The following is a 22,959-nucleotide window of genomic DNA, read 5'->3' as shown; positions in this document are numbered from 1 at the left end:
CCGTGACCGAGGGGCCGCACGTATCGTTTGGGGAGCGGCAGCATGCCACCCACGGAGCTTCGGGGAGGAGAGCCGGAATGACCCTCGTCGACGACAGGATCGAGATGGCCGACACCGACGACAAGACACACCTGGACGAGCTGTTCGAGGTGTTCGAGCGGACCCCCGCCTTCGAGGGCTATCGCGTCGAGGTCGTCGAAGGGGTCGTCTACATGGTGCCGCAGCGCAGCGTTCACTGGGAGATCATTCTTGAGATCATCCGCGCGCTGGACAGGACGTTCGACGGCAAGATCAAGGTTTTCTCAGACGTGCGGATCGACTTCCCCGGCGAGGAGAACGCCTTCTGTCCGGACGTGGCGAAGCTCCGCGACGACGCCAAGCCGGACGGCATGGGCCGCTGGCGCCACCAAGACGTCGAGTTCGTCGCCGAGGTGGTGTCCCGCGGCACCGGGAAGAACGACTACGGCCCCAAGAAGACCGCCTACGCCCTCGCGGGCGTGCCCGTCTACTTGATTGCCGATCCGTATCAGCGCAAGTGCCACGTCTACACCGAGCCCGGGGACGGCGACTACGTCAAGGAAGTCGTCGTCGCTTTCGGTGCGGCCCTGGATCTCAAGGTGACTCCTCTCGGCTTCGTCCTCCGCACCGACAGGTTCCCCTCCGACTGATCACTCCTCCTCCGGCAGGCCCTCCGCCAGGAGTTCCGCCAGGTGGCGGGCGCGGATGCCGGCGAGTTGGTCGAGTTGGGTGCGGCAGGAGTAGCCGTCCGCCACGACCGCCGCGTGCTGCGGGGCACTGCGTACCGCCGGGAGCAGTTGGTCCTCGGCGCAGGCCGCGGAGACCTCGTAATGGCCGCGTTCGAAGCCGAAGTTGCCCGCCAGGCCGCAGCAGCCCGCGGCAAGTCGCCCCTCCAGGCCGGCCTTCGCCATCAGGCGCCGCTCTGCCGCGTCGCCGAGGATCGCGTGCTGGTGGCAGTGCGTCTGGCCGGTGACCGGGCGGTCGAGGCGCGGCGGGGTCCAGTCGGGGGCGGCGGTTTCGAGGGCCTCGGCGAAGGTGCGGACACGGGCGGCGAGGCGCGGGGCGCGTTCGTCGTCGGGCAGCAGCTCCACGAGGTCGGTCTTGAGCGCGGCGGCGCAGGGGGGTTCGAGGACGACGAGCGGCGGGCCTGCGGCGTCCGCGGCCGTACCGGCAGCCACGTCACCGCCTGCCGGCTCCAGCGCGTCCAGCGTGCGGCGCATCACCTTCTTGGCCTGGTCCAGCTGCCCCGTGGAGACGTACGTCAGCCCGCAGCACACCCTCCCGGCCCCCCGCGGCAGCCCCACCCGCAGCCCCGCCGCCCGCAGCACGCGGACCGCCGCCGTACCCGCCTCCGGCGACAGGTAGTTGGTGAAGGTGTCCGGCCACAGCAGCACGTCCGGATCCGCGTCGACGCCCCGCCCGAGCGACCGCGTCAGCGGCACCCGCGCGATCGGCGGGATCGCCCGCTCCCCCGCCAGCCCCGCCACCCGCTTCGCCACGGCCGCCAGCGGCCCCACCCCGGCCAGCGCGTTCGCCGCCGCGGCCGCCCGCAGCGCCGCCGTCAGCCGCAGCCACTGCGGCAGCCGCCCCATCGCGTAGTGCGCCATCGGCCGCCGCCGCCCGGCGTAGTGGTGGTGCAGGAACTCGGCCTTGTACGTGGCCATGTCGACGTCCACCGGGCAGTCGCTGCGGCACCCCTTGCACGACAGGCACAGGTCGAGCGCCTCGCGTACCTCCTCCGAGCGCCACCCGTCCGTGATGACCTCCCCCGCCAGCATCTCGTGCAGCAGGCGCGCGCGCCCGCGCGTGGAGTGCCGCTCCTCGCCCGTGGCCCGGAACGACGGGCACATCACCCCCGGACTCCCCGCCGGGTTGCGGCACTTGGCGACCCCCACGCACCGCCGCACCGCCGCCGCGAAGTCGCCGCCCTCCGGGCCGTCGTGCGGATACCCGAACTCCACCGGCACCGGCCCGCGCGGCAGCGGCGCGAAGCGCAGGCCGGCGTCGAGGGGCGCGGGGCGGGCGATCACGCCGGGGTTGAGGGCGTCGTCGGGGTCCCAGAGGTCCTTGAAGCCGCGGAAGAGGCCGACGAGTTCGTCCCCGTACATCGCGGGCAGCAGCTCCGAACGCGCCCGCCCGTCGCCGTGCTCGCCGGACAGCGAACCGCCGTGGGCGACGACGAGGTCCGCCAGCTCCCCCGAGAACTCCCGGAAGCGGGCGACGCCGCCGGCCGTCAGCAGGTCGAAGTCGATCCGCACGTGGATGCAGCCGTCGCCGAAGTGCCCGTACGGCAGCCCGCGCAGCCCGTGCGCGGCGAGCAGCGCGCGGAACTCGCGCAGGTACGCGCCGAGCCGCGCGGGCGGCACCGCGCAGTCCTCCCAGCCGGGCCACGCCTCGCTGCCGTCGGGCATGCGGGTGGCGGTGCCGGAGGCGTCCTCGCGGATACGCCACAGGGTGCGCTGCGCGGCCGGGTCCGCGACCACCGCGTGGTCGACGGCGTCGGCGGCGCGGCACACATCGTCGGCCGCGGCCCGCGCGGCGGCGGGCGTGTCGCCGCCGGTCTCGACGAACAGCCAGGCGCCGCCGCGGGGCAGCGCGTGCGCGTCGGGTACGAGGTCGGCGGCCATGCCCTCGACGGTGAGGGGCCGCAGCGGCAGCAGCCCGGGGGCCGCCTCGGCGGCGGCGGACTCGTCGGCGTAGCCGAGGACGGCCAGGGCGCGGGCGGGGGGTGCCTCGACGAGGCGGACGGTGGCCCGGGTGAGGACGGCGAGGGTGCCCTCGCTGCCGGTGAAGGCGCGGGCGAGGTCGGGGCCGCGCTCGGGGAGGAGGGCGTCGAGGGCGTAGCCGGAGATGCGGCGGGGGAGGTCGGGCCAGCCGGGGGCGGCACCGCCGTCCCGTACGCCGGGCGCGGCCGCGCCCGTTGGCACACCCGCGTCCGCGCCCCCGGCCGGAACCCGGCCCGCGTGTCCGCCCGTCCGCAACGCGGCCAGATGCCGCGCGACGAACTCCTCCAGCCCCGGCAGCACCCCGAGGTCCCGCTCCAGCCGCACCGCCCGCCCCCGGTACGTCACCACGTCCAGGTCCCGCACGTTGTCGGCCGTCGTCCCCCACGCGACGCTGTGCGAGCCGCATGAGTTGTTGCCGACCATCCCGCCGATCGTGCACCGGCTGTGCGTCGACGGGTCAGGCCCGAACGTCAGCCCGTGGTCCGCCGCGGCGTCCCGCAGCCGGTCGAGCACGAGCCCCGGCTGCACGACGGCGGTACGCGTCCCGGGGTCGAGGTCGACGAGCCGGTTCAGGTGCCGGGTGAAGTCGAGGACGACGCCCACGCCCACGGCGTTGCCCGCGATGGACGTACCGCCGCCGCGGGCCACGACGGGCGCGCCGTACTCGCGGCACACGGCCAGCGCGGCGGCGACGTCGTCGGCGTCGCGGGGCGCGACGACACCGAGGGGGACGCTGCGGTAGTTGGAGGCGTCCATGGTGACCAGGGCCCGGTCCCGGGTGCGGAACCCCACCTCGCCCCTGACGGCGTCCCGCAGCCGCCGCTCCAGCGCCACGACATCCACACCGGTGTCCGTACCCGCGTCCGCGCCCGTCTGCGTATCCATGGCCCCAGCGTGCCGGACACCCCCGCCCCTCCGCGCGTATTGACGTGCCCCACTCGCGCCTCTAACGTCCGACCCCAGAAAGATTCGAAATCAGTCCCGAAATATTTCGAAGCTCCATCCCCCACCCGGCACACCCGCACGCACGGATCCGGCGCCATCACTCCACCACCGCCCGCGCCTCGCCCGCGGGGGAAGAAGGGGAACATGCGAAGACTCCGCAGCAGGCCGAGGACCCCCCGGGCCCTGCTCGCCGCGCTCGCCGGCGCCCTCTGCCTGTACGGCCTCGGCGCCGCCGCACCCGCGCAGGGGGCGGCCCCCGCGGAAGCCGCACCGCCTACGGCCGCCGCGACCCAGTCCGCCGCCGCCCAGCCCGCGCCCGCCGCCGCCTCGCTGAACCAGCTCGCGCAGGCGCACGGCAAGTTCATCGGCTCCGCAGCCGCGACATCGCACTTCTCCGACACCCAGTACACCGGGATCCTGGGCAGCGAGTTCGGCCAGGTGACGGCGGAGAACGAGATGAAGTGGGACACCGTCGAGCCGTCCCGCGGCCAGTTCAACTACGGCCCCGGCGACCGGATCGTCGACTTCGCGCAGCAGAACGGCCAGTCCGTCCGCGGCCACACCCTCGTCTGGCACAGCCAGCTCCCCGGCTGGGTCTCCGGCCTGCCGAGCGGCGAGGTGCGTACGGCGATGGAGAACCATGTCACGCAGGTCGCCGGCCGGTACGCGGGCGACATCGCCGCCTGGGACGTCGTCAACGAGCCGTTCAACGAGGACGGCACGTTCCGCAACAGCCCCTTCTACAACGCCATGGGCCGCGACTTCGTCGCCCACGCGCTGCGCGCCGCGAAGGCGGCGGACCCGAACGCGAAGCTGTGCATCAACGACTACAACATCGAGGGCGTCAACGCGAAGAGCACCGCGATGTACAACCTCGTACGCGACCTGAAGGCACAGGGCGTACCGATCGACTGCGTCGGCATCCAGGGCCACCTGGCGATCCAGTACGGCTTCCCGAACGACCTGCGGCAGAACATGCAGCGGTTCGCGGACCTGGGGGTCGACGTGGCGGTCACGGAGCTGGACGTACGGATGCAGCTTCCGGTCAGCTCGCAGAAGGAAGCCACCCAGTCGCAGTACTACGCGAACGTCATCGACGCCTGCCTGGCGGTCACCCGCTGCACGGGAGTAACGGTCTGGGGCTTCCCCGACAAGTACTCATGGGTGCCGGACGTCTTCGACGGCGAGGGCTCGGCGACCCTCTGGAACGACAGCTACCAGCCGAAGCAGGCGTACAGCGCGGTGGCCGAAGCCCTGGGCGGCGACCCCGGCCCGGGGCCGGGCCCGGGCGACGGCTGCAGCGCGGGCTACGCGGTACCGCAGGAGTGGAACGGAGGCTTCACCGCGGCGGTGACGGTGAGCTGCGACGGCGACTCGCTGTCGGGCTGGTCGGTCTCCTGGGACTACGCGGCGGGCCAGCGCGTCACCAACGCCTGGAACGCGACGTGCCAGCAGAGCGGCACGAGAGTGACCTGCACCAACGCCCCGTACAACGGCAACGTCCCGGACGGCGGCTCGGTCACCTTCGGCCTCAACGGCACCTGGACGGGCACCAACCCGACCCCGGCCACCCTCACCCTCGGCTGACCCCGCACCCGCCCGCCGGGACCCACCGCCACCGAGGTGGCCCCCCGGCGGACGGCTGCGCCCCGCCACCCCGGCAACCTCGGCCGCCACGAGACCGGTGCCCCCCAACAGGGACGTGGCTGCCCGACGGCGTCCCGGTCCGTCCCGGCGGCCCCCCGTCGCGCTCCCGCCGCCTGCTCGCACAAAGTCGACGGCGGTCACTCACGGGTGTGAAGGCGGGTCCGGGACCGCGGTGCCGGACGCCCACCACGTGGGTGTTCTCGTCTCAGAGCGTGGACGGGAGCGTCGTCGGCGGGGGGTCCCGCCGTAGGCTTCGGGCGTGGCTGAGATCGAGATTCCCGCTGACATCAAGCCCGCCGACGGTCGCTTCGGGTCGGGTCCTTCCAAGGTGCGCACCGAGGCACTCGAGGCCCTGGCCGCCACCGGTTCCTCCCTTCTCGGTACGTCCCACCGGCAGGCTCCCGTGCGGAACCTCGTCGGGCGGGTGCGTGACGGGGTGCGTGAGCTGTTCTCGCTGCCCGAGGGGTACGAGGTGGTCCTCGGCAACGGGGGGTCCACCGCGTTCTGGGACATCGCCACCCACGGGCTGATCGAGCGCAAGTCGCAGCACCTGTCCTTCGGCGAGTTCTCCTCGAAGTTCGCCAAGGCCGCCAAGCTCGCCCCGTGGCTGGACGAGCCGACGGTCGTCGCGTCCGAGCCCGGTACGCACCCGGAGGCGCGGGCCGAGGCCGGGGTCGACGTGTACGCGCTGACGCACAACGAGACGTCCACCGGTGTCGCCATGCCGCTGCGCCGGGTCGAGGGGGCCGACGACGGGGCGCTCGTGCTCGTCGACGCGACGTCCGGGGCCGGCGGGCTGCCGGTGGACGTGGCGGAGACCGACGTGTACTACTTCGCTCCGCAGAAGTCGTTCGCCGCCGACGGCGGGCTGTGGCTCGCCGCGTTCTCGCCGGCCGCGCTGGAGCGGGCCGCGCGGGTGCACGCATCCGGGCGGCACGTGCCGGAGTTCTTCTCGCTGCCCACGGCGATCGACAACTCCCGCAAGAACCAGACGTACAACACCCCCGCCCTCGCGACCCTCTTCCTCCTGGCCGAGCAGCTCGACTGGCTGAACGGGCAGGGCGGTCTGGACTGGGCCGTGCGCCGCACCGCCGCCTCTGCCCAGGCGCTCTACGGCTGGGCCGAGGAGGCGAAGGCCACCACGCCGTTCGTCACCGACCCGGCCCAGCGGTCGGCGGTCGTCGGCACGATCGACTTCTCCGACGACGTGGACGCCGCCGCCGTCGCCAAGACGCTGCGCGCCAACGGCATCGTGGACACCGAGCCGTACCGCAAGCTGGGCCGCAACCAGCTGCGGATCGCGATGTACCCCGCGGTCGACCCGGCCGACGTCGAGGCCCTGACCCGCTGTATCGACTACGTCGTCGAGCGGATCTGACACCTGTCCGTCTCACCGGGGGCCCGGCGCGGGAACGCGCCGGGCCCCCGGCGTACGGGCCTCGCTCAGAGCGACAGCCGCTGGTACTTGCGGACCGCCAGCGGCAGGAACACCGCCGTGATCACCACCGGCCACACCAGCGCCATCAGCATCGCGTGCTGCTCGATCCACGAGTCGCCCAGCCGCCCGGGGTTGCCGAACAGCTCACGCACCGCGTTGGCCGTGGACGACACCGGGTTCCACATCGCTATCGAGCCCAGCCAGCCCGGCATGTCCGCGGGTGAGGCGAACACGCTGGAGACCATGCCGAACGGGAACGCGACCGCGAAGAGGTTCCCCGCCGCTTCCTGGTTGGGCGTCAGCAGGCCGAGCACCACCCCGACCCAGATCAGCGCGAAGCGCAGCCACAGCAGCAGCCCGAACGCCGCCGCCGTCTCCAGCACCGAGCCGTCCGAGCGCCAGCCGATGATCAGCGCGATCGCCGCCATCACCGCCAGGTCCAGCGCGGCACCGATGAGGTCGGACACGCCCCGGCCGCTGACCACGGCCGAGGGGGACATCGGCATGGAGCGGAAGCGGTCGGTGATGCCGTGCTCCTTGTCGATGGCGATCAGCATGGCGGTGTTCATGAACCCGAAGGCCATGGTCATCGCGAACATGCCGGGCATCGCGTACGACTTGTAGGCGTCCGCGCCGCCTTCCATCGCGCTGCCGAAGACGTACACGAAAAGCAGCACGGAGACGACGGGGAAGCCGAGCTGCCAGGCGATGTTCGACGGCTGCCTGCGGTAGTGCAGCAGGCCGCGCCGCACGATCGTCCAGCAGTCGGCGAACGCCCACTTCAGCGCCCCGCCGGGGGCCTGCTCGCCGGCCGGGGGGCGGGGCCGCTTCTCCCCCGCCGCGGTTTCGGTGACGGTGGTGCTCATACGACCGGGGCCTCCTCTTTCTTGCCCTCTTCCGTGCCTTCCGGGCCTTGCGTGCCTTCCTTGCTTCCCTTGCCCGTCCTGCTGCCTCCCTTGCCCTGCTTACCCTGCTTGCCCTCCTTGCCGCCGGCGGTCCCGGCCGTCTCCGGCTCCGCCGCCGTGTGACCCGTCAGGCTCAGGAACACGTCGTCGAGCGTGGGCCGCCGCAGCGCTATGTCGTCCACCGTGACCCCCTCGTCCTGGAGCGTGCGCGCCACCTCCGTCAGCGCCGCGACCCGGTCCGCGACCGGGCCGTGCACCCGCAACTCCTCCAGGTCGATCGCCGGGTCGGCGCCGGAGACGCGGGCGACGGCCCGCACCGCGTCCGGGATCTCCTCGGCCGAGCCGACGACGACCTCGATACGGTCGCCGCCGACCGTGTTCTTGAGCGCGGCCGGGGTGTCGTCCGCGATCGTCCGGCCGTCGTCGATGACGGCGATGCGGTCGGCGAGCTTGTCGGCCTCGTCCAGATACTGCGTCGTCAGCAGCACCGTCGTGCCCCCGGCCACCAGGTCCCGCACCGCCTCCCAGACCTCGCCGCGGCTGCGCGGGTCCAGGCCCGTCGTCGGCTCGTCCATGAACAGCACGTCCGGCGCGAGGATCATGCTCGACGCCAGGTCGAGCCGGCGCCGCATGCCTCCGCTGTACTCCTTGGCGCCCTTGTCCGCGGCCTCCGTCAGCCCGAACTGCTCCAGCAGCTCCGCCGCCCGCTCGCGGGCGCGCCGGGAGCCGAGGTGGAACAGCCGGGCGAACATCTCCAGGTTCTGCCGGCCGGTCAGCACCTCGTCCACCGCCGCGTACTGCCCGGCGAGGCCGATCCGCCGGCGCACCTTGACCGGCTCCTTCATCACGTCGTGCCCGCCGACGCGGGCGCGCCCGCCGTCCAGGCGGATGAGGGTGGACAGGATCCGCACCGCCGTGGTCTTGCCGGCGCCGTTGGGGCCGAGCAGGCCGTAGACCGTGCCGTACGGCACGGTCAGGTCGAAGCCGGCGAGGGCCTGCTTCTCTCCGTATCGCTTGTGCACGCCGTCCGCCACGACGGCGTCGGCCGAGCTTGCCTCCACGCTCTTCCTCCCCTATCTGAGTACGCCGTACCCATTTACGCATACGGTGTACGCAGATCGCAAGCCGGTGGCTAGACTCGGGTCCATGGCGGCGAGGGAACACAGTGGCAGCGGCGACCTCAGCCGCAGCATGGCTCTGCTCTGGGGCATCGACGAGCGCGGCAAGCGCGGCCCGAAACCCGGCATCTCGGTGGACCGGATCGTCTTCACCGCGATCCGCATCGCCGACGCCGAGGGGCTGGAGGCGGTCTCGATGCGCAAGATCGCCGGGAGTCTGGGCGTCGGCACCATGTCGCTGTACCGGCACGTGCCCGGCAAGGCCGAGCTGCTCGACCTGATGCTCGACGGCGTCGGCTCCATCGAGCCGGAGGAAGTCGAGCGCTTCCAGAGCCGGCCGGGCTGGCGGGAGCGGCTGCGGGAGCTGGCCCACTCGTTCTGGGAGCACTACCTCGAACACCCGTGGCTGCTCCACGTCGACCAGGGCCGGCCCGTGCTCGGCCCCAACGGGCTGGACTCCTTCGAGCTGGCCCTCAGCGGCTTCGACGGGCTGCTGCTCACCGACCAGGAGAAGGTCGGCTTCATCACCTCGCTCGACTCCACCGCCGCCGGCCTGGCCCGGGTGCACGTCAACGCCAAGCAGGCGGAGGAGCGGACCGGGATAAGCGACCAGGAGTTCTGGGAGGCGCAGTCACCGGCGCTGGAGTCGGCGATGGAGTCCGGGCGCTACCCGAGGATCGCCGGGCTGTCCGAGGACTCCTTCTCGGCCCTGGACGAGGAGACGTACAAGTTCGCCACGGAGCGGATGCTCGACGGCCTGGAGGCGCTGCTCGAACACCGCCGCGAGACAGGATGGACCCTGCCGCAGGCCGGGGCGAAGGTCTTCCACTCGGAGGAGTGCCAGAGGGAGGACGCCTGAGGGAGGACGCCTGAGGGAGAGCGCCTTGGGGAAGGGCTTAGGGGGCTCCGGTCCGGTCAGTCCGGGCGCGGGCGCCGCGCCAGCAGCTTGCGCAGCCCCACCACCGCGCCGATGCCCCCGGCCACCAGCAGCACCGTCTTCACCGGGTCGCGGCCCTCGTCCTCCCCGGCCCCGCCCGAGCCGCCGCCCGACTCACCGGACCCCTCCGCACCGTCCGACGACGAGTCGCCGCCCCCCTCGACCTCCCGCCGGACCAGGTCGCTCTGCTCCCCCTCGCTGCCGAAGACGATCGCCGACCCGTCCGCCGTGTACGTCATCGACTCGCCCTGCCGCTGCAGCGGTACGTCCAGCCGCCCGTCCTCCGCCGGCTTGCCGTCCTCGAAGCGGTACATCCGCCCGCCGACGTAGCTGCGCAGCGCCATCCGCGTACCGTCCGGAGAGAACGCCCCGTCCGTCACCCACAGGTTGACCGGCGCGACCCGCCGGAAGATGTTCATCGACCCCGTCGACAGCTCCTTGGGCCCGGCGTACAGGGCCGCGCCGCCGTCCTTCTTCTTGCTCACGACGTACACCCGCCCCGTCTTCGGGTGGACCATCAGCGCCTCCGCGTCGCGCGGCCCGTCGTCGTACTGCGCCTCGTACTGCACAGCGTCCACGGTCGCGTCCTTGAGCTGCTTCGGCTCGGGGAAGCGGTAGATCCACACGTACGACCAGGAGCCGTCCATGTTGTCGCCGATGTCGCCGACGTAGAGCTGGTTGCCGGGCCCGAGGGAGATGGCCTCGACGTCGCGCGGTTCTCCTATGCCGCGCAGCGTGATCGTGGCCAGCGTCTCGCCCGTCTCCCCGTCGACGGCGTAGACGTACGGGCCGTCCTCGGAGTCGTTGTGCGTCCAGTACACGCCGTCGTGCTGCCGGCTGGCGGCCAGGCCGCTGGACTCGGTGATGCGGGGGTCGGTGAGTATCACGTCGTCCTGCGCCGCGGCGGGCGGGGCGTACGCGGCGGAGGTCACCAGCGCCGCCGCGGTGAGGAGGGCGGCGGCGGTCGGCAGGCGGTGGGCGCGCATGGCGCCAAGCCTGCCATGCGCCCGCGCGGGCACGGGGGCCGGTACGGGCAGGGGTCACGCCCCGCATTACGCGCGCACGATGCACTTGCTTCGAGCGCGCTCGAAGCAGTTGGCTTGATCCTCATGAGGTATACGCAGTTGGGACGTACGGGACTCAAGGTCAGCCGGATCGTGCTCGGCACCATGAACTTCGGGCCGCACGCCGACGAGGCCGACAGCCACGCCATGATGGACGCGGCCCTCGACGCCGGCATCAACTTCTTCGACACCGCCAACGTCTACGGCTGGGGTGAGAACAAGGGCCGTACCGAGAAGATCGTCGGCTCCTGGCTCGCCCAGGGCGGCGGCCGGCGCGACAAGGTCGTGCTCGCCACCAAGGTCTACGGATCCATGGCGGCGGACACCGACACCACCTGGCCCAACCACGACCGGCTCTCGGCGCTCAACATCCGCCGCGCGGTCGACGCCAGCCTCAAGCGGCTGCAGACGGACCACATCGACCTCTACCAGTTCCACCACGTGGACCGGCGCACGCCCTGGGAGGAGATCTGGCAGGCGGTCGACGTCCTCGTCCAGCAGGGCAAGATCCTCTACGCGGGCTCCTCCAACCACGCCGGCTGGCACATCGCGCAGGCCAACGAGGCGGCGCGGCGGCGCAACTCACTGGGCCTGGTGAGCGAGCAGTGCCTGTACAACCTGCACGAGCGGCGCGCCGAGATGGAGGTCATCCCGGCCGCCGAGAGCTACGGCCTCGGCGTCATCCCGTGGTCCCCGCTGGGCGGCGGGCTGCTCGGCGGGGCGCTGCGCAAGGAGCGCGAGGGCGGCGGCGCGCGGTCGGCGGGGGCGCTGTCGCGCGGTGGGGTGCGCGAGCAGGTGCAGGCGTACGAGGACCTGGTCGCCGAGCACGGCCAGGACCCGGCGGAGGTGGCCCTCGCATGGCTGCTGACGCGCCCGGGCGTCACGGGCCCGATCGTGGGCCCGCGCACGATGGAGCAGCTCACGTCGGCGCTGCCGGCGCTGGACCTGACGCTGTCGGACGAGCTGCTGGCGTCGCTCGACGAGATCTTCCCGGGCCCGGGTCCTTCACCGGAGGCGTTCGCGTGGTGAGCGCCCGGTAGGCCGGGGGCTCAGCCGCCGAAGGCGGCGGCGATGGCGACGACGGCGAAGATCAGCACGAGCGTGGCGCTCACGACGCGGATGCGGGTCTTGGCGTTCACGCGTACGAGCTTACGGGCCCGCCGCCCCTGGGGGAGCGGCGGGCCCGTGACGGTCCCGGCTCGGGCCGTGTCGAATGATCATTCATATCGTTGCACTGTCGACTGCAAGCAAGCGACAGGGATCGAATTGGTCGACGTGAGCAACGAACTGACCCTTGACTCGATGTTCGACTGGCTGGAGCGGCTGCCGGCGCCCGAGGGATACAAGGTCGAGATCGTCGAGGGGACCATCTACATGGTCCCGCAGCGGGACACCCACTGGGACATCACCATGGACCTCATCGAGCAGCTCCGCGCGAGCTACCCCCGGAAACGCCTCACCTCAGATGTCCGCATCGACTTCCCCGGCCCGCTCAACGGCTTCGCCTGCGATATCGCCGGGCTGGCCGACGGCACCGGGCACGAGGGCGAAGGCCGCCCGCGCGCACAGGACGTGGAGTTCGTGACCGAGGTGGTCTCGCGCGGCACCGCGGCCAACGACTACGGTCCGAAGAAGGCAGCGTACGCAGCGGCAGAAGTGCCCGTTTACCTGATCGTGGACCCGTACACCGCCAAGTGCCACGTCCACACCCTGCCCAAGGACGGCGCGTACCACGTCGAGACGACCCTCGACTTCGGTGTGGACGTCGACCTCACCGGCACCCCCGCCGGGCTCAAGCTGGCGACCGGCGAGTTTCCGCGCGACTGAGCCGACTACTCCCCGCCCGCGCCCAGGGGCCAGGCTGCTACGGGTTCGTAGTGGGGTTGCGCGCCGGGGTGGTTCGGGGGCGGGGAGTGGCTGCGGAGCAGGGTGAGGGTGGTGATGTCGCGCTGCGGGGTGGCGAAGTCGCGCAGGGCGTACGTGAACGGGGTCAGGTCCGTGCCGCCGCCGTGGCGCTGGCGCGCCAGGGTCAGGTGCGGGCGGTAGCGGCGCTCCGGGCCCCGCCCGGCGCGCCCGCCGCGCCCGGCGCCCCTGCCGCGCCCCGGCGCCCCGGGCACCCCTCGCGTACGGCGGCCCGCCGCCGCCGCGCCCGCCCCGAGCCGGCCCAGTTCCCCGACGTCCCCGGCCGTCCCCGTCCACAGCGCCGTGTCGGAGAACCGTCCGCCCCCCGCCAGCCCCAACCGCACAGGACCCCGGCGCCGCGCCGCCCGCGCCAGCCGCTCGCCCAGTTCCGCGACGGAGCCGGCCGGCACCTCCCCGTAGAACGCCACCGTGACGTGCCACCCCTCGGGCCGCACCCAGCGCAGCCGCTCCGCGTCCGGCAGCCCGCGCAGCCGTCCCACGGCCTCCGCCAGCACCGCCAGCACCTCCGGGGGCGGGACCACGGCGGCGAACAGCTTCACCGGAGCCACCTCAACGGAGCCACCTCACCGGGACCACCTCACCGGGGCCACCTCACCGGATCGCTTCGACGAGACCACCTCGGCAGGGCCGCCTCACCGGCACGCCCCACCCGTACAGCCCCATCCGCGACCCCGACCGCCGACCGCACCCGGCCACCGCCCTAGGGTCTGTCTTCGATCTCGCGTCGTTCGCCCGAAGGGCGGGCGGCGCGGCGTCTGGTGCGTGCGATCGCAAGGCGGAGGGTCGACCGCATAGTGGGCCTATTCGGTCGATCCCGACAACGCAGCGAGCGTGCGTGCCAGGCTCCCCCACAGCGCGCTGCGCGCACGTGGGCGGTGCCCCCAGCCGCAGACGCGAGATTGAAGACAGACCCTAGTCCGGGAACCGCCGCGTCACCCACCGCCACGCGAACTCCAGCAGCACCGCCGCCGCCACCGCGATCCCCACCGCCGTCCACGGCATCTCCGCGCCCACCAGCTTCAGCGCGAAGAAGTCCTGCAGCCACGGCGTGACCAGCACGATCACGAACCCCAGCGCCATCGTCGCGACCAGCCCCACGCGCCACCACGTGTACGGCCGCGCGATGATCACCAGCACCCACATCGCGATGAGGAACAGCGTCAGCGTCGCCGCCGACGTCTCCGCGTCCAGCGCCCCGTGCCCGGAGTAGTGCGTCCGCGCCAGCATGTACGTCACGAACGTCGCCGTCCCGGCGATCAGCCCCGCCGGGATCGCGTACCGCATCACCCGGCGCACGAAGTGCGGCCGCGCCCGCTCCTTGTTCGGCGCCAGCGCCAGGAAGAACGCCGGCACGCCGATCGTCAGCGTCGACAGCAGCGTCAGGTGCCGCGGCAGGAAGGGGTACGGCACCTGCGTGGCGACGACCAGCAGCGCGAGCAGCACCGAGTAGACCGTCTTGACCAGGAACAGGTTCGCGACCCGCTCGATGTTGCCGATGACCCGGCGGCCCTCGGCGACCACCGACGGGAGGGTGGAGAAGCTGTTGTTCAGCAGCACGATCTGCGCGACGGCCTTCGACGCCTCGGAGCCGGAGCCCATGGACACGCCGATGTCGGCGTCCTTCAGCGCCAGCACGTCGTTGACGCCGTCGCCCGTCATCGCCACGTCGTGGCCGCGGGACTTCAGCGCGGCGACCATGTCCCGCTTCTGCTGCGGGTTGACGCGGCCGAAGACCGCGTTGTCGTCGAGGACGGCGGCCATCTCGTCGCGGTCCGCCGGCAGCGTGCGCGCGTCGACCGTGCGGTCCGCGCCCGCCATGCCGAGCTTCGCGGCCACCGCGCCGACGGAGACCGCGTTGTCACCCGAGATGATCTTCGTCTCGACGTGCTCCTCGGCGAAGTAGCCGAGGGTGTCGGCGGCGTCCGGGCGCAGCCGCTGCTCCAGGACGACCAGCGCGGCCGGCTCGACGCCGCGCGCCACCTCCGGGTCGTCCAGCTCCCGTACGGCGCGGGCGAGCAGCAGCACGCGCAGGCCCTGCGCGTTCAGGTCGTCGATCTCGGCGAGGGAGGCGTCGCCGTCGGGCAGCAGCACGTCGGGGGCGCCCAGCAGCCACGTACCCGCACCGGCCCCGTCCCCGCTGAACGCCGCCCCGCTGTACTTGCGCGCCGAGGAGAACGGCAGCGACCCCGTGCAGCGCAGCTCCTCGGTGTCCGGGTACGCCTCGACGATGGCCTGGAGGCTGGCGTTCGGCCGCGGATCGGACGAGCCGAGCGCGCCCAGCACCCGCCGGACGTCCGCCTCCGCCGCGCCGCCCAGCGGCCGCAGCTCGGTGACGTCCATGCCGCCCTCGGTGAGGGTGCCGGTCTTGTCGAGGCAGACGACGTCGACCCGCGCGAGCCCTTCGATCGCGGGCAGCTCCTGTACGAGGCACTGCTTGCGGCCGAGCCGGATGACCCCTATCGCGAACGCCACCGAGGTCAGCAGCACCAGCCCCTCGGGCACCATCGGCACGATGCCGCCGACCATGCGCCGGATGGCGTCCCGCGGGCCCTCGTTCTCGACCACGAGCTGGCTGATGACCAGGCCGATGGCGGCCGGGATCATCATGTACGTCACGTACTTGAGGATCGTGCTGATGCCGCTGCGCAGCTCGGAGTGGACGAGCGTGAAGCGCGACGCCTCCTCCGCGAGCTGCACGGCGTACGCCTCGCGCCCCACCTTCGTCGCCGTGAACGCGCCGCCGCCGGCGACGACGAAGCTGCCCGAGAGCACCTTGTCGCCGGGCTGCTTGACGACCGGGTCGGCCTCGCCGGTGAGCAGGGACTCGTCGATCTCCAGGCTGTCGGACTCCAGCACCTCGCCGTCGACGACGACCTTGTCGCCGGGGCCCAGCTCGACGAGGTCGCCGAGGACGATCTCCGCCGTGGGGATCTCCAGGGTGCGGCCGTCGCGGCGCACCTGCGGCTTGGCCTCGCCGATGACGGCGAGGCTGTCGAGGGTCTTCTTGGCGCGCAGCTCCTGGATGATGCCGATGCCGGTGTTCGCGAGGATCACGAAGCCGAAGAGGCTGTCCTGGATGGGCGCGACGGCCAGCATGATGACCCACAGGACGCCGATGATGGCGTTGAAGCGGGTGAAGACGTTGGCGCGGACGATGTCGGCGGTGGAGCGGGAGGAGCGTACGGGAACGTCGTTGACCTCGCCGCGGGCGACGCGCTCGGCGACCTCGGCGGTGGTGAGCCCGTCGTGCCGCAGCGCAACGGCGGCCGCGCCCGCTCCGTTTGCCCCCGCGCCGCCCGCCTTGCCGCCCTTGCCGCCCTCGTCGCCGTTACCGCCCGTCGCCCCGCCCGGCCCGCCGCCGGGCTCCGGCCCCTCGCCGCCGTCGGCGGCCGTCTCGACCCGCTGCGTCATGCGTACGACGTTACGTGTTCGACTCTGCGCCTGCGCGCCCGCCCCGGGCGAGGGCGGCCTCGCGGCGGCGTACGTACCAGATGCCGAGGAGCCCGAGGCCGGCGCCCGCGAGGCAGGTCCACAGCCACCACATGCGGTCGTGGTCGTCCAGCCAGCCGACGAACGGCAACTGGACGAGGAAGAGCACGAACCACAGCACGGTGCCGCCGACGGTCACCGCCATGATGTCGCCCTCGAACGGCTCCGGCGCCGGATGCCTGTACGCCTTCTTGCCCATGTCATCAGGGTACGGGCCCGGGGCCGGCGGCATACTGAGTGGGCGCCGAAGTCCGGCCGCCGTACAGCGCGAAGGTCACGCATGCCCCCCACAGCGAAGACCGCCAGCACGGACCCCGGGGACGGCCCCCCGCCCCGGCCGTCCGCCCCCCGCTCCCGTATCGACGCCTACTTCCACATCTCGCGCCGCGGCTCGTCCGTCACCCAGGAACTGCGCGGCGGGCTGGCGACCTTCTTCGCCATGGCGTACATCATCGTGCTGAACCCGATCATCCTGGGCTCGGCGACGGACAAGTTCGGCCACAAGCTGGACCACGGCGAACTGGTCACGGCCACCGTGCTGGTCGCGGCGGTGACCACGCTCCTCATGGGCGTCATCGGCAACGTCCCCGTCGCGTGCGCCGCGGGCCTCGGCATCAACGCCGTCGTCTCGCTCCAGCTCGCGCCGGAGATGTCGTGGGCGGACGCGATGGGGATGGTGGTGCTCGCGGGGCTGATCATCATGCTGCTGGTGGCCACGGGTCTGCGGGAGCGGGTGATGTCCGCGATCCCCGACGGCCTGCGCAAGGCCATCGCAATCGGCATCGGCCTGTTCATCGCCCTCGTCGGCCTGGTCGACGCCGGCTTCGTCACCCGCAACCCGGACTCCGCGCAGACCACCGTCCCGCTCACCCTGGGCACGGCGGGTCACCTGAAAGGGTGGCCCGTACTGGTCTTCATGCTGGGCCTGGGGCTGACCTTCGTCCTGCTGGCCCGCCGCTTCCGCGGCGCGATCCTGGTCAGCATCGTGACGATGACGCTGCTCGCGATGATCATCCACGCGACCGGGAACCTCCCGGCGGAGGAGTGGGGCCTGACGGCCCCGGTGGTCCCCGACAACATCGTCGAGGCCCCCCACTTCGGCCTGCTCGGCGAGGCGAGCCTCTTCGGCGGCTTCCGCGAGGCGGGGATCCTGACGGGCTGCCTCTTCGTCTTCACCGTGCTGCTGTCGGGCTTCTTCGACGCGATGGGCACGATCCTCGGCGTCACCGAGGAGGCCCGCCTCCTCGACGAACACGGCCGCCTCCCCGAGATGAACCGGGTCCTCATGGCCGACGGCGCCGCCGTCGCCCTCGGCGGCGCCGCCTCCGCCTCGGCCAGCACCGCCTTCGCCGAGTCCACGGCGGGCGTCGGCGAGGGCGCCCGCACGGGCCTGGCGAACCTCGTCACGGGCGCGATGTTCCTGCTGGCGCTGGTCTTCACGCCGCTGGTGACGATCGTCCCGTCGCAGGCGGCGACGCCGGCGCTGGTGGTGGTCGGCTACCTGATCCTGTCGGCCAACATCCGCAGCATCGACTGGTCCGACCCGACGATCGCGGCCCCGGCGTTCCTCACGATCATCCTGATGCCCTTCAGCTACAGCATCACGGTGGGCATCGGCATCGGCTTCCTCGCCCACACCCTGCTCCGCACGGCGGTCGGCCGCCCGACGAGCGTCCGCCCGGCGCTGTGGGTGACGTCGGCGGTGTTCGTCGTCTACTTCGCCCTGGACCCCATCGAACGCTGGCTCGGCCTCAACTGACGTCCCGCCGGACCGCCTGCGCGGCATCGAGCACCAGTTCCCACGGATACGCCTCGGGCAGCCCCTCGCCGGGCTCGTTCGGCACGAAGCCGCCGTCGCCGTAGAGAACCCGCACGCCCATGTCGCGCAGCGCGGCGACGCTGCGGTGGAACTGGCTGTGCTGTACGTAGGCGGCGTTCACACACGGCATGGCGATCAGCGGGATGCCCTTGCCGATCGCTTCGGCGGCGAAGCCGACGACGAACTTCTCCGTGATCCCCAGAGCCCACTGGTTGAGCGTGTTGAACGTCGCGGGCGCGACGACCCCGACATCGGCGGGCGGCCACACGTCCGGCTCACCCGGCATCTTGTACGCGCTCCGCACGGGAAACCCGGTCATCTCCGCCAGCCGGTCGATGTCCCCCGCCAGCCACCGGGCGGCAGTGGGCGTCAACCCCAGACACACCGTCCACCCGAGCCCCTGCGCCCGTTGGATGACGCCTCCGACATGCAGCACAGGCGGAGCGGCACAGCCCATCAGGTAGAGCACACCCTTGTCGACCACCCGCGCAGTCCATCGCGCCGGAACGGCCCAGCGCAAGCGGGTAGCTTCGAAGGAGCAGCGACGGAACGGAGCCGTGGATGCCCCCCAATGACGATCACCCGGGCGCGCGCATCGCGTACCACCGGAAGCGGGCAGGGCTGACGCAGCGCGCCCTGGCCGGGCGGATCCCGTACTCGTACAGCCTGCTCACCCAGGTCGAGAGCGGCCACAAACCGGCAAGCCCCGACCTGGTCGCCACCGTCGCGCGCACGCTGGCCGTCGACGTCACGGCGCTGACCGGCCAGCCCTACGTGACCGAGTTGCAGCAGGACCGCCTGGCCGAGCTGATCCGCCCCATCCGCGAAGCCCTCGACCTCTACGACCTGGGCGCGGACCCGGAAGTCACCCCCCGGCCCGTGCCGCAGCTCCTCTCCGCCGCCGCGCACCTGTGCGTCCAGGTACGGGCGACGCGGCTCCACGACGCGGCATTGCACCTCCCGGAGGTGATCGCCGCGATCACCACCGCCGCCCACCGCACCGGGTCCTCGGAGCTGTGGGCCGCGCTCGCCAGCACGTATCGCACGGCGCACGACATCTCGGTGAAGCTCGGCTTCTACGACCTGTCGACGGTCGCACTCGACCGCATGGACTGGGCCGCCGCCCGCGCATCCGACCCGGTACTCGGCGCGGTTCGCCAGTACATGCGCGCGCTCGTCTATTTCCGCGAAGGTGAGTACACGATCGGCAAGCGCCTCATCTCATCCGGCCACGGCCTGCTGGACCAGGCCGCACCGTCGAGAGAGCGGAACGCGGTCACTGGCCAGCTCCACTTGGGCGCATGCATCATCGCGGCCCGGGCCCGCGACAGCGGCAGCGTGGACACGCACCTTGCCGAAGCACACGCACACGCGGAACGAGTGGGCGAGGCCGTGGACGTGCATTGGCTGTCCTTCGGCCCTGCCAACGTCGCCGCACACGCGGTGTCGGCGGCCATCGAAATGCGGGAGTACGGGCGGGCGCTCGCGTATGCGTCGGAGGTCGAATTCCCGGAGGACTGGCCGGTCTCACGGACGGCACACCTCCACATCGACCGCGCCCGAGCCCAGATGGAGACGGGCCGCAGCGAAGCCGCCATGGCCTCGATCGTGCAGGCGCGCCGGCTGGCGCCCCAGCAGACCCGCTACCACCCGGGCGCCCGCGAGACCATCAGGGGCCTGGTCCACCAGGCGCGGCGCACCCCGGACACCCTGGATCATCTGGCCGCATGGATCACTAGCCGGATTCACATTCCGTAGCCGCGCTTTCACTCAACAGTGAAAGTTGAAGGGCTACCGCCTCACCATCCTGGATCACGTGCCGGTCGAACCAGCGGCGCACGACCCACGTTTCGAGGCGATCAACGATGCGGGACCTGAGGACCGTTCAGTCGGAAACCACGCCAGAACAGGCGGTGGTATGGCGCTGGCGGAGGCACCGCCGATGCGTGGCACTGGCCCGTTCACAGCTCCGCAGGACGCTGGCCCAATGGAAGCAGCCCGACCTCACGGACAAGGCGGTGTCGGTCCTGTCGGAACTGCTGGCAAACGCCGTGGTCCACGCCCATGTTCCACCGGGCCGCGAGATCGAAACCCGCTTCATCCCGATGGGCACGGGCGTACGCATCGAAGTCCACGACGCATCCGACGAGCGACCAGTGCTGCGGGCCCCGGATGAATCGGGCGGCTTCGGCCTGCAACTCGTGGACAGGTTGTCCACCCGGTGGGGTGTCTCCGAGCGGAGCGGGGTGGGCAAGTGCGTATGGGCCGTGGTGAGCAGGGAAGGCAGAGGAGCGCGAAGTAGCAGCTCGTGATCGTCTCAGCTATCCGGTCTGGCCCGGACAATGGCCAGGTCCTTGCGGCTGGCGAGAGTGTCGGGGTGATCCGGCCCCAGAACGCGCGTTTGGATGCCAAGTACAGCACGGAGCTCGGCCTCGGCCTCCGCCCAGCGTCTCAGGCCCGCAAGGACAGACGCCAGGTTGTAGCGGCTGGTCAGCGTCTCCGGGTGCTCACCGCCCATCACCCGCGTACAAATGCCCAGCTCCGCACGGTGCTGGTCCGCGGCCTCCGCCAACCGACCCTGATGTCTCAGCACGATGGCCAGGTTGTTGCGACTGGTCAGGGTTCCTGGGTGCGCTGTGCCCATGGTGCGGGAACGGATTTCCAGAACGGCGCGGATCTCTGTCTCAGCTGCTTCCCAGTGCCCTTGGTCCGTCAGCACGGTGGCGAGCGTATCGCGGAGCGCCAGGGTGCCCAGATGGTCGGGACCCAGAACCCGGTTGGCGATTTCCAAGAGGACTCGAAGCTCAGCCTCGGCTTCCTCCAACCGTCCCAAACCTGCCAGCACGGTGGTGAAATTGCCGCGACTGTTCAAACTCCCGGGATGCTCTGCGCCCAGGACGCGCGTCTGGATTTCCAGAACGGCGCGGAACTCCCGCTCAGCTTCTTCCAGTCGCCCCAAAGCGGCAAGCGATGCGGCGTAGTGCCCTCGGCAGGCGAGTGTGTCTGGATGTTCCTCCCCCATGACCCGAGTAGTGACATCCCGGACGACCCGACCTTCCTCCTCGGCCTCGTCCAACCGCCCTAGCCGCCTGAGCGTGAGGGCCAGGTTGCTGCGACTCGGCAAAATCATCGAGTCGTTCTCTCCGCCGGCGGATTCCAAGATCTGCAAAACTGTTCGCCAACCAGCCTCCGCAAGACCGTAGCGGCCTTGGGCATGGGCGGTCATGGCGATTGCGTGGGCGTCTTGCGCGTCGCAGTCGGTCATGACCGTCCGGACGACGTGTTCGGGGACATGGTCATCCGGGGCGCTTCGACGCTGGACCGCGTCGGCCAAGTAGTCGAAGACACGGACGCAGTCGTCCTCCTCGGGCTGCAGCAGTGCCGTGGTGGCGCGGCGGGAACGGGTGGCCCACTCCCACGCGTCGGTCAGAGGTTCCGGCCGAAGGCGGGCGCCTCCGCGGGTATTGAGGTAGTGCTCGTGGACGGCCCGGAGGATGCGCCGAGACACGGGTGAGGTGTAACCAGCGCGGCGGATGTCAATGGCGGCGGCGATCAGTGCCGCAGCCCTGGGATGGGTGGGGGCCGCAGGGTCGGTGTTGGGACTCCAGGCGTCCTGCCAGTCGCGGAGAAGATCCGGGCCGGCGGCCATGCACTCGGCGATGCCGTAGTCATCCGCATGGGCCAAGGCGTCGGCGATCCGCGGGTCCCGGTCGTGGGCTCTCGCCCGGTCCCGTTCGGCAGCGCTGAATATGCGGTCCAGGCGCAGGGATTCGGCTTGTTCAAGCGTCTCCCGCGCTTCGTTGAAAGCCGTCCTTCCGGCCTCGTCCGGTTCCGTCCCGGCATCCACGAGGCGAGCCTGCTCGGCCGCTCGCAGGGTCGCCAAGATGACCCGGTGGTGGCCTTCACCGGCCACGACCCGCGCGACACCGGTACGAGTCAGTCCCTCCGCGCCGAGATACTTCTCCAGGTCACTCAGCCACAAGACGCAGCGCTTCATCTCTGCCGCCCGCGCCAGAGCCGCCGGGAGTGCCGCACGGTCCCGCGGGGCGATCAGCACGTGGTGCGGCAGCACCGCGCGCATCGCCTCGTACGCGGCACGGGACTTCCCCGCGGTCGAATCGCCGATCAGTAGAACGAAGCCACCGGCCGCCAGGCGCTCTCGTAGCTCCGCGTCGATGTCACGCCCGACGTATGCCGGGATTCTTCCCGGCACCAGGCCGCCGGTGAAGGCGGGGTGGACTCCGAGCTGTAGCGGATCCTTCGCCTGGGTGACTTTTGGGAGTCGGCCGGTGGAGAGTACGAGACAGCCGTCCCGGAGCAGCAGCGCGTGCTCATCGCGCTGCTGCGCGACGCGCTTATAGCGCTCCTGCCACACCACCACTACCGACACCAGTACCGCAGCGCCACCCGCTGCCAAAGTTACCGCCCAAGGATCGGTTACCTTCAGCGCCGTCAGCACGGCTGGCGTGCTTGCCAGAAGCGCCAGGGCGGCCACGATCAACAACAGGCGGCTCTCCCGCCATCCATTCCTGCCCACAAGCCCCCTCGGGTACGACAGCGGCCTGTGCGCGCCCGAACCACTACTCTCGCGTGGCGCCGACCTGCCAGGGCAGCGCCGTAGGCGTGGGCCAGTGGGTGAGGCGGGCGGATTCTTCTGTGGCCGTGCGGAAGCGTTCGTCGAAGTCGTTGCGCTGCAGCAGTTGCAGCACGTAGTCCTGCACCGGCATGTCCCGCTTCGCCGCGTGGGTGCGGATGCGGTCGAGGAGGTTGCCGTCTATTCGCAGACTCAGCACGTGTGTCCCCATGACGCCCAGGGTCGCCCGTCGCGTATACCGGGGGCGGGCTTTCCCGTACGCGGTCATCCTTTCGGGTGGCCCGCCCCACCAGGCCGTAACCTCCTCTGTCTCGGCTTCCGAACTTTACTTAGACA

At 71.6% G+C, this 22,959-nt stretch carries 19 protein-coding genes; 9 read left to right on the top strand and 10 right to left on the bottom strand.

The window, feature by feature from the left end; all coding sequences use genetic code 11:
- The first annotated feature begins 77 nt into the window (after positions 1-77).
- Positions 78-668, top strand: a complete 591-nt coding sequence (locus tag LG396_RS03885) for a Uma2 family endonuclease (RefSeq protein ID WP_037749925.1) — start codon at positions 78-80, stop codon at positions 666-668.
- Here LG396_RS03885 and LG396_RS03880 read toward each other — a convergent pair whose 3' ends face one another.
- Positions 669-3,629, bottom strand: a complete 2,961-nt coding sequence (locus tag LG396_RS03880; RefSeq protein ID WP_225793552.1) for an FAD-binding and (Fe-S)-binding domain-containing protein — start codon at positions 3,627-3,629, stop codon at positions 669-671.
- A 204-nt stretch (positions 3,630-3,833) separates the two neighbouring features.
- Between LG396_RS03880 and LG396_RS03875 the strand changes: the two genes are divergently transcribed.
- Together LG396_RS03875 and serC are read left to right on the top strand one after the other, a co-directional pair.
- On the top strand, positions 3,834-5,276 hold the full coding sequence (locus LG396_RS03875) for a glycoside hydrolase family 10 protein (RefSeq protein WP_225793551.1): 1,443 nt from the start codon (positions 3,834-3,836) through the stop codon (positions 5,274-5,276).
- Positions 5,277-5,595: 319 nt separating this feature from the next.
- Positions 5,596-6,714 carry a phosphoserine transaminase gene (gene serC / locus LG396_RS03870; RefSeq protein ID WP_225793550.1) on the top strand — a complete coding sequence of 373 codons (1,119 nt, stop codon included), beginning with the start codon at positions 5,596-5,598 and terminating at the stop codon, positions 6,712-6,714.
- A 65-nt stretch (positions 6,715-6,779) separates the two neighbouring features.
- On the opposite strand, the gene LG396_RS03865 is transcribed toward serC, so the two are convergent.
- The gene (locus LG396_RS03865; protein WP_018839417.1) at positions 6,780-7,640 is read right to left on the bottom strand and encodes an ABC transporter permease; all 861 of its coding nucleotides are present in this window, start codon (positions 7,638-7,640) and stop codon (positions 6,780-6,782) included.
- Positions 7,637-8,740: an ATP-binding cassette domain-containing protein gene (locus tag LG396_RS03860; protein WP_225793549.1), complete on the bottom strand. Its 1,104-nt coding sequence runs from the start codon at positions 8,738-8,740 to the stop codon at positions 7,637-7,639. The genes LG396_RS03865 and LG396_RS03860 overlap by 4 nt, the downstream gene beginning before the upstream one ends.
- Before the next feature lie 130 nt (positions 8,741-8,870).
- Between LG396_RS03860 and LG396_RS03855 the strand changes: the two genes are divergently transcribed.
- Positions 8,871-9,656 carry a TetR/AcrR family transcriptional regulator gene (locus LG396_RS03855; RefSeq protein ID WP_372483246.1) on the top strand — a complete coding sequence of 262 codons (786 nt, stop codon included), beginning with the start codon at positions 8,871-8,873 and terminating at the stop codon, positions 9,654-9,656.
- 56 nt (positions 9,657-9,712) lie between these two features.
- On the opposite strand, the gene LG396_RS03850 is transcribed toward LG396_RS03855, so the two are convergent.
- Entirely contained in the window at positions 9,713-10,720 is a 1,008-nt protein-coding gene (locus LG396_RS03850; RefSeq protein WP_225793547.1) for a TolB-like translocation protein, read from the bottom strand.
- Positions 10,721-10,843: 123 nt separating this feature from the next.
- On the opposite strand from LG396_RS03850, the gene LG396_RS03845 reads away from it, so the two are divergent.
- A complete protein-coding gene (locus LG396_RS03845; protein ID WP_037749907.1) occupies positions 10,844-11,827 on the top strand; it encodes an aldo/keto reductase in 984 nt (327 codons plus the stop codon).
- A gap of 237 nt (positions 11,828-12,064) precedes the next feature.
- Positions 12,065-12,625, top strand: a complete 561-nt coding sequence (locus LG396_RS03840) for a Uma2 family endonuclease (protein ID WP_225793546.1) — start codon at positions 12,065-12,067, stop codon at positions 12,623-12,625.
- Positions 12,626-12,630: 5 nt separating this feature from the next.
- Here the strand turns inward: LG396_RS03840 and LG396_RS03835 are convergent, their stop codons facing one another.
- From LG396_RS03835 to LG396_RS03825, 3 genes are all read right to left on the bottom strand, one after another.
- On the bottom strand, positions 12,631-13,260 hold the full coding sequence (locus tag LG396_RS03835; protein ID WP_225793545.1) for a 2'-5' RNA ligase family protein: 630 nt from the start codon (positions 13,258-13,260) through the stop codon (positions 12,631-12,633).
- A 373-nt stretch (positions 13,261-13,633) separates the two neighbouring features.
- Positions 13,634-16,132: an HAD-IC family P-type ATPase gene (locus LG396_RS03830; RefSeq protein ID WP_225793544.1), complete on the bottom strand. Its 2,499-nt coding sequence runs from the start codon at positions 16,130-16,132 to the stop codon at positions 13,634-13,636.
- A 10-nt stretch (positions 16,133-16,142) separates the two neighbouring features.
- Positions 16,143-16,409, bottom strand: coding sequence for a DUF2530 domain-containing protein (locus LG396_RS03825; RefSeq protein WP_037749899.1), 267 nt, complete (start codon positions 16,407-16,409; stop codon positions 16,143-16,145).
- Positions 16,410-16,490: 81 nt separating this feature from the next.
- Here LG396_RS03825 and LG396_RS03820 point away from each other — a divergent pair, with 81 nt between their 5' ends.
- On the top strand, positions 16,491-17,969 hold the full coding sequence (locus tag LG396_RS03820) for an NCS2 family permease (RefSeq protein WP_037749896.1): 1,479 nt from the start codon (positions 16,491-16,493) through the stop codon (positions 17,967-17,969).
- On the opposite strand, the gene LG396_RS03815 is transcribed toward LG396_RS03820, so the two are convergent.
- On the bottom strand, positions 17,962-18,486 hold the full coding sequence (locus LG396_RS03815; RefSeq protein WP_225793642.1) for a flavoprotein: 525 nt from the start codon (positions 18,484-18,486) through the stop codon (positions 17,962-17,964). The two genes, LG396_RS03820 and LG396_RS03815, sit on opposite strands and share 8 nt — an antisense overlap.
- A 104-nt stretch (positions 18,487-18,590) precedes the next feature.
- Between LG396_RS03815 and LG396_RS03810 the strand changes: the two genes are divergently transcribed.
- Positions 18,591-19,787 carry a helix-turn-helix domain-containing protein gene (locus LG396_RS03810; RefSeq protein ID WP_225793543.1) on the top strand — a complete coding sequence of 399 codons (1,197 nt, stop codon included), beginning with the start codon at positions 18,591-18,593 and terminating at the stop codon, positions 19,785-19,787.
- A gap of 188 nt (positions 19,788-19,975) precedes the next feature.
- Entirely contained in the window at positions 19,976-20,341 is a 366-nt protein-coding gene (locus LG396_RS03805) for an ATP-binding protein (protein WP_225793542.1), read from the top strand.
- Between the two features lie 5 nt (positions 20,342-20,346).
- On the opposite strand, the gene LG396_RS03800 is transcribed toward LG396_RS03805, so the two are convergent.
- Together LG396_RS03800 and LG396_RS03795 are read right to left on the bottom strand one after the other, a co-directional pair.
- Complete coding sequence (locus LG396_RS03800) at positions 20,347-22,524, bottom strand: tetratricopeptide repeat protein (protein WP_225793641.1); 2,178 nt, start codon at positions 22,522-22,524, stop codon at positions 20,347-20,349.
- Positions 22,525-22,609: 85 nt separating this feature from the next.
- Positions 22,610-22,834, bottom strand: a complete 225-nt coding sequence (locus tag LG396_RS03795) for a BrnA antitoxin family protein (protein WP_225793541.1) — start codon at positions 22,832-22,834, stop codon at positions 22,610-22,612.
- Positions 22,835-22,959: the final 125 nt, after the last annotated feature.

It is taken from the genome of Streptomyces aculeolatus (assembly GCF_020400605.1).
In the GTDB taxonomy this organism is placed as follows: Bacteria; Actinomycetota; Actinomycetes; order Streptomycetales; family Streptomycetaceae; genus Streptomyces; species Streptomyces aculeolatus.
The sequence above is the reverse complement of the archived record's forward strand: the minus strand, read 5'-3'. Positions and strand labels throughout refer to the sequence as shown.

Excerpts from the sequence above, each read along its gene's own strand:
- LG396_RS03795 (WP_225793541.1), bottom strand. The coding sequence starts at position 22,834 with ATGGGGACACACGTGCTGAGTCTGCGAATAGACGGCAACCTCCTCGAC.
- LG396_RS03815 (WP_225793642.1), bottom strand. The coding sequence starts at position 18,486 with ATGGGCTGTGCCGCTCCGCCTGTGCTGCATGTCGGAGGCGTCATCCAA.
- LG396_RS03820 (WP_037749896.1), top strand. The coding sequence starts at position 16,491 with ATGCCCCCCACAGCGAAGACCGCCAGCACGGACCCCGGGGACGGCCCC.
- LG396_RS03825 (WP_037749899.1), bottom strand. The coding sequence starts at position 16,409 with ATGGGCAAGAAGGCGTACAGGCATCCGGCGCCGGAGCCGTTCGAGGGC.
- LG396_RS03865 (WP_018839417.1), bottom strand. The coding sequence starts at position 7,640 with ATGAGCACCACCGTCACCGAAACCGCGGCGGGGGAGAAGCGGCCCCGC.
- LG396_RS03885 (WP_037749925.1), top strand. The coding sequence starts at position 78 with ATGACCCTCGTCGACGACAGGATCGAGATGGCCGACACCGACGACAAG.
- LG396_RS03830 (WP_225793544.1), bottom strand. The coding sequence starts at position 16,132 with ATGACGCAGCGGGTCGAGACGGCCGCCGACGGCGGCGAGGGGCCGGAG.
- LG396_RS03875 (WP_225793551.1), top strand. The coding sequence starts at position 3,834 with ATGCGAAGACTCCGCAGCAGGCCGAGGACCCCCCGGGCCCTGCTCGCC.
- LG396_RS03845 (WP_037749907.1), top strand. The coding sequence starts at position 10,844 with ATGAGGTATACGCAGTTGGGACGTACGGGACTCAAGGTCAGCCGGATC.
- LG396_RS03880 (WP_225793552.1), bottom strand. The coding sequence starts at position 3,629 with ATGGATACGCAGACGGGCGCGGACGCGGGTACGGACACCGGTGTGGAT.
- LG396_RS03855 (WP_372483246.1), top strand. The coding sequence starts at position 8,871 with ATGGCTCTGCTCTGGGGCATCGACGAGCGCGGCAAGCGCGGCCCGAAA.
- LG396_RS03810 (WP_225793543.1), top strand. The coding sequence starts at position 18,591 with ATGCCCCCCAATGACGATCACCCGGGCGCGCGCATCGCGTACCACCGG.
- LG396_RS03850 (WP_225793547.1), bottom strand. The coding sequence starts at position 10,720 with ATGCGCGCCCACCGCCTGCCGACCGCCGCCGCCCTCCTCACCGCGGCG.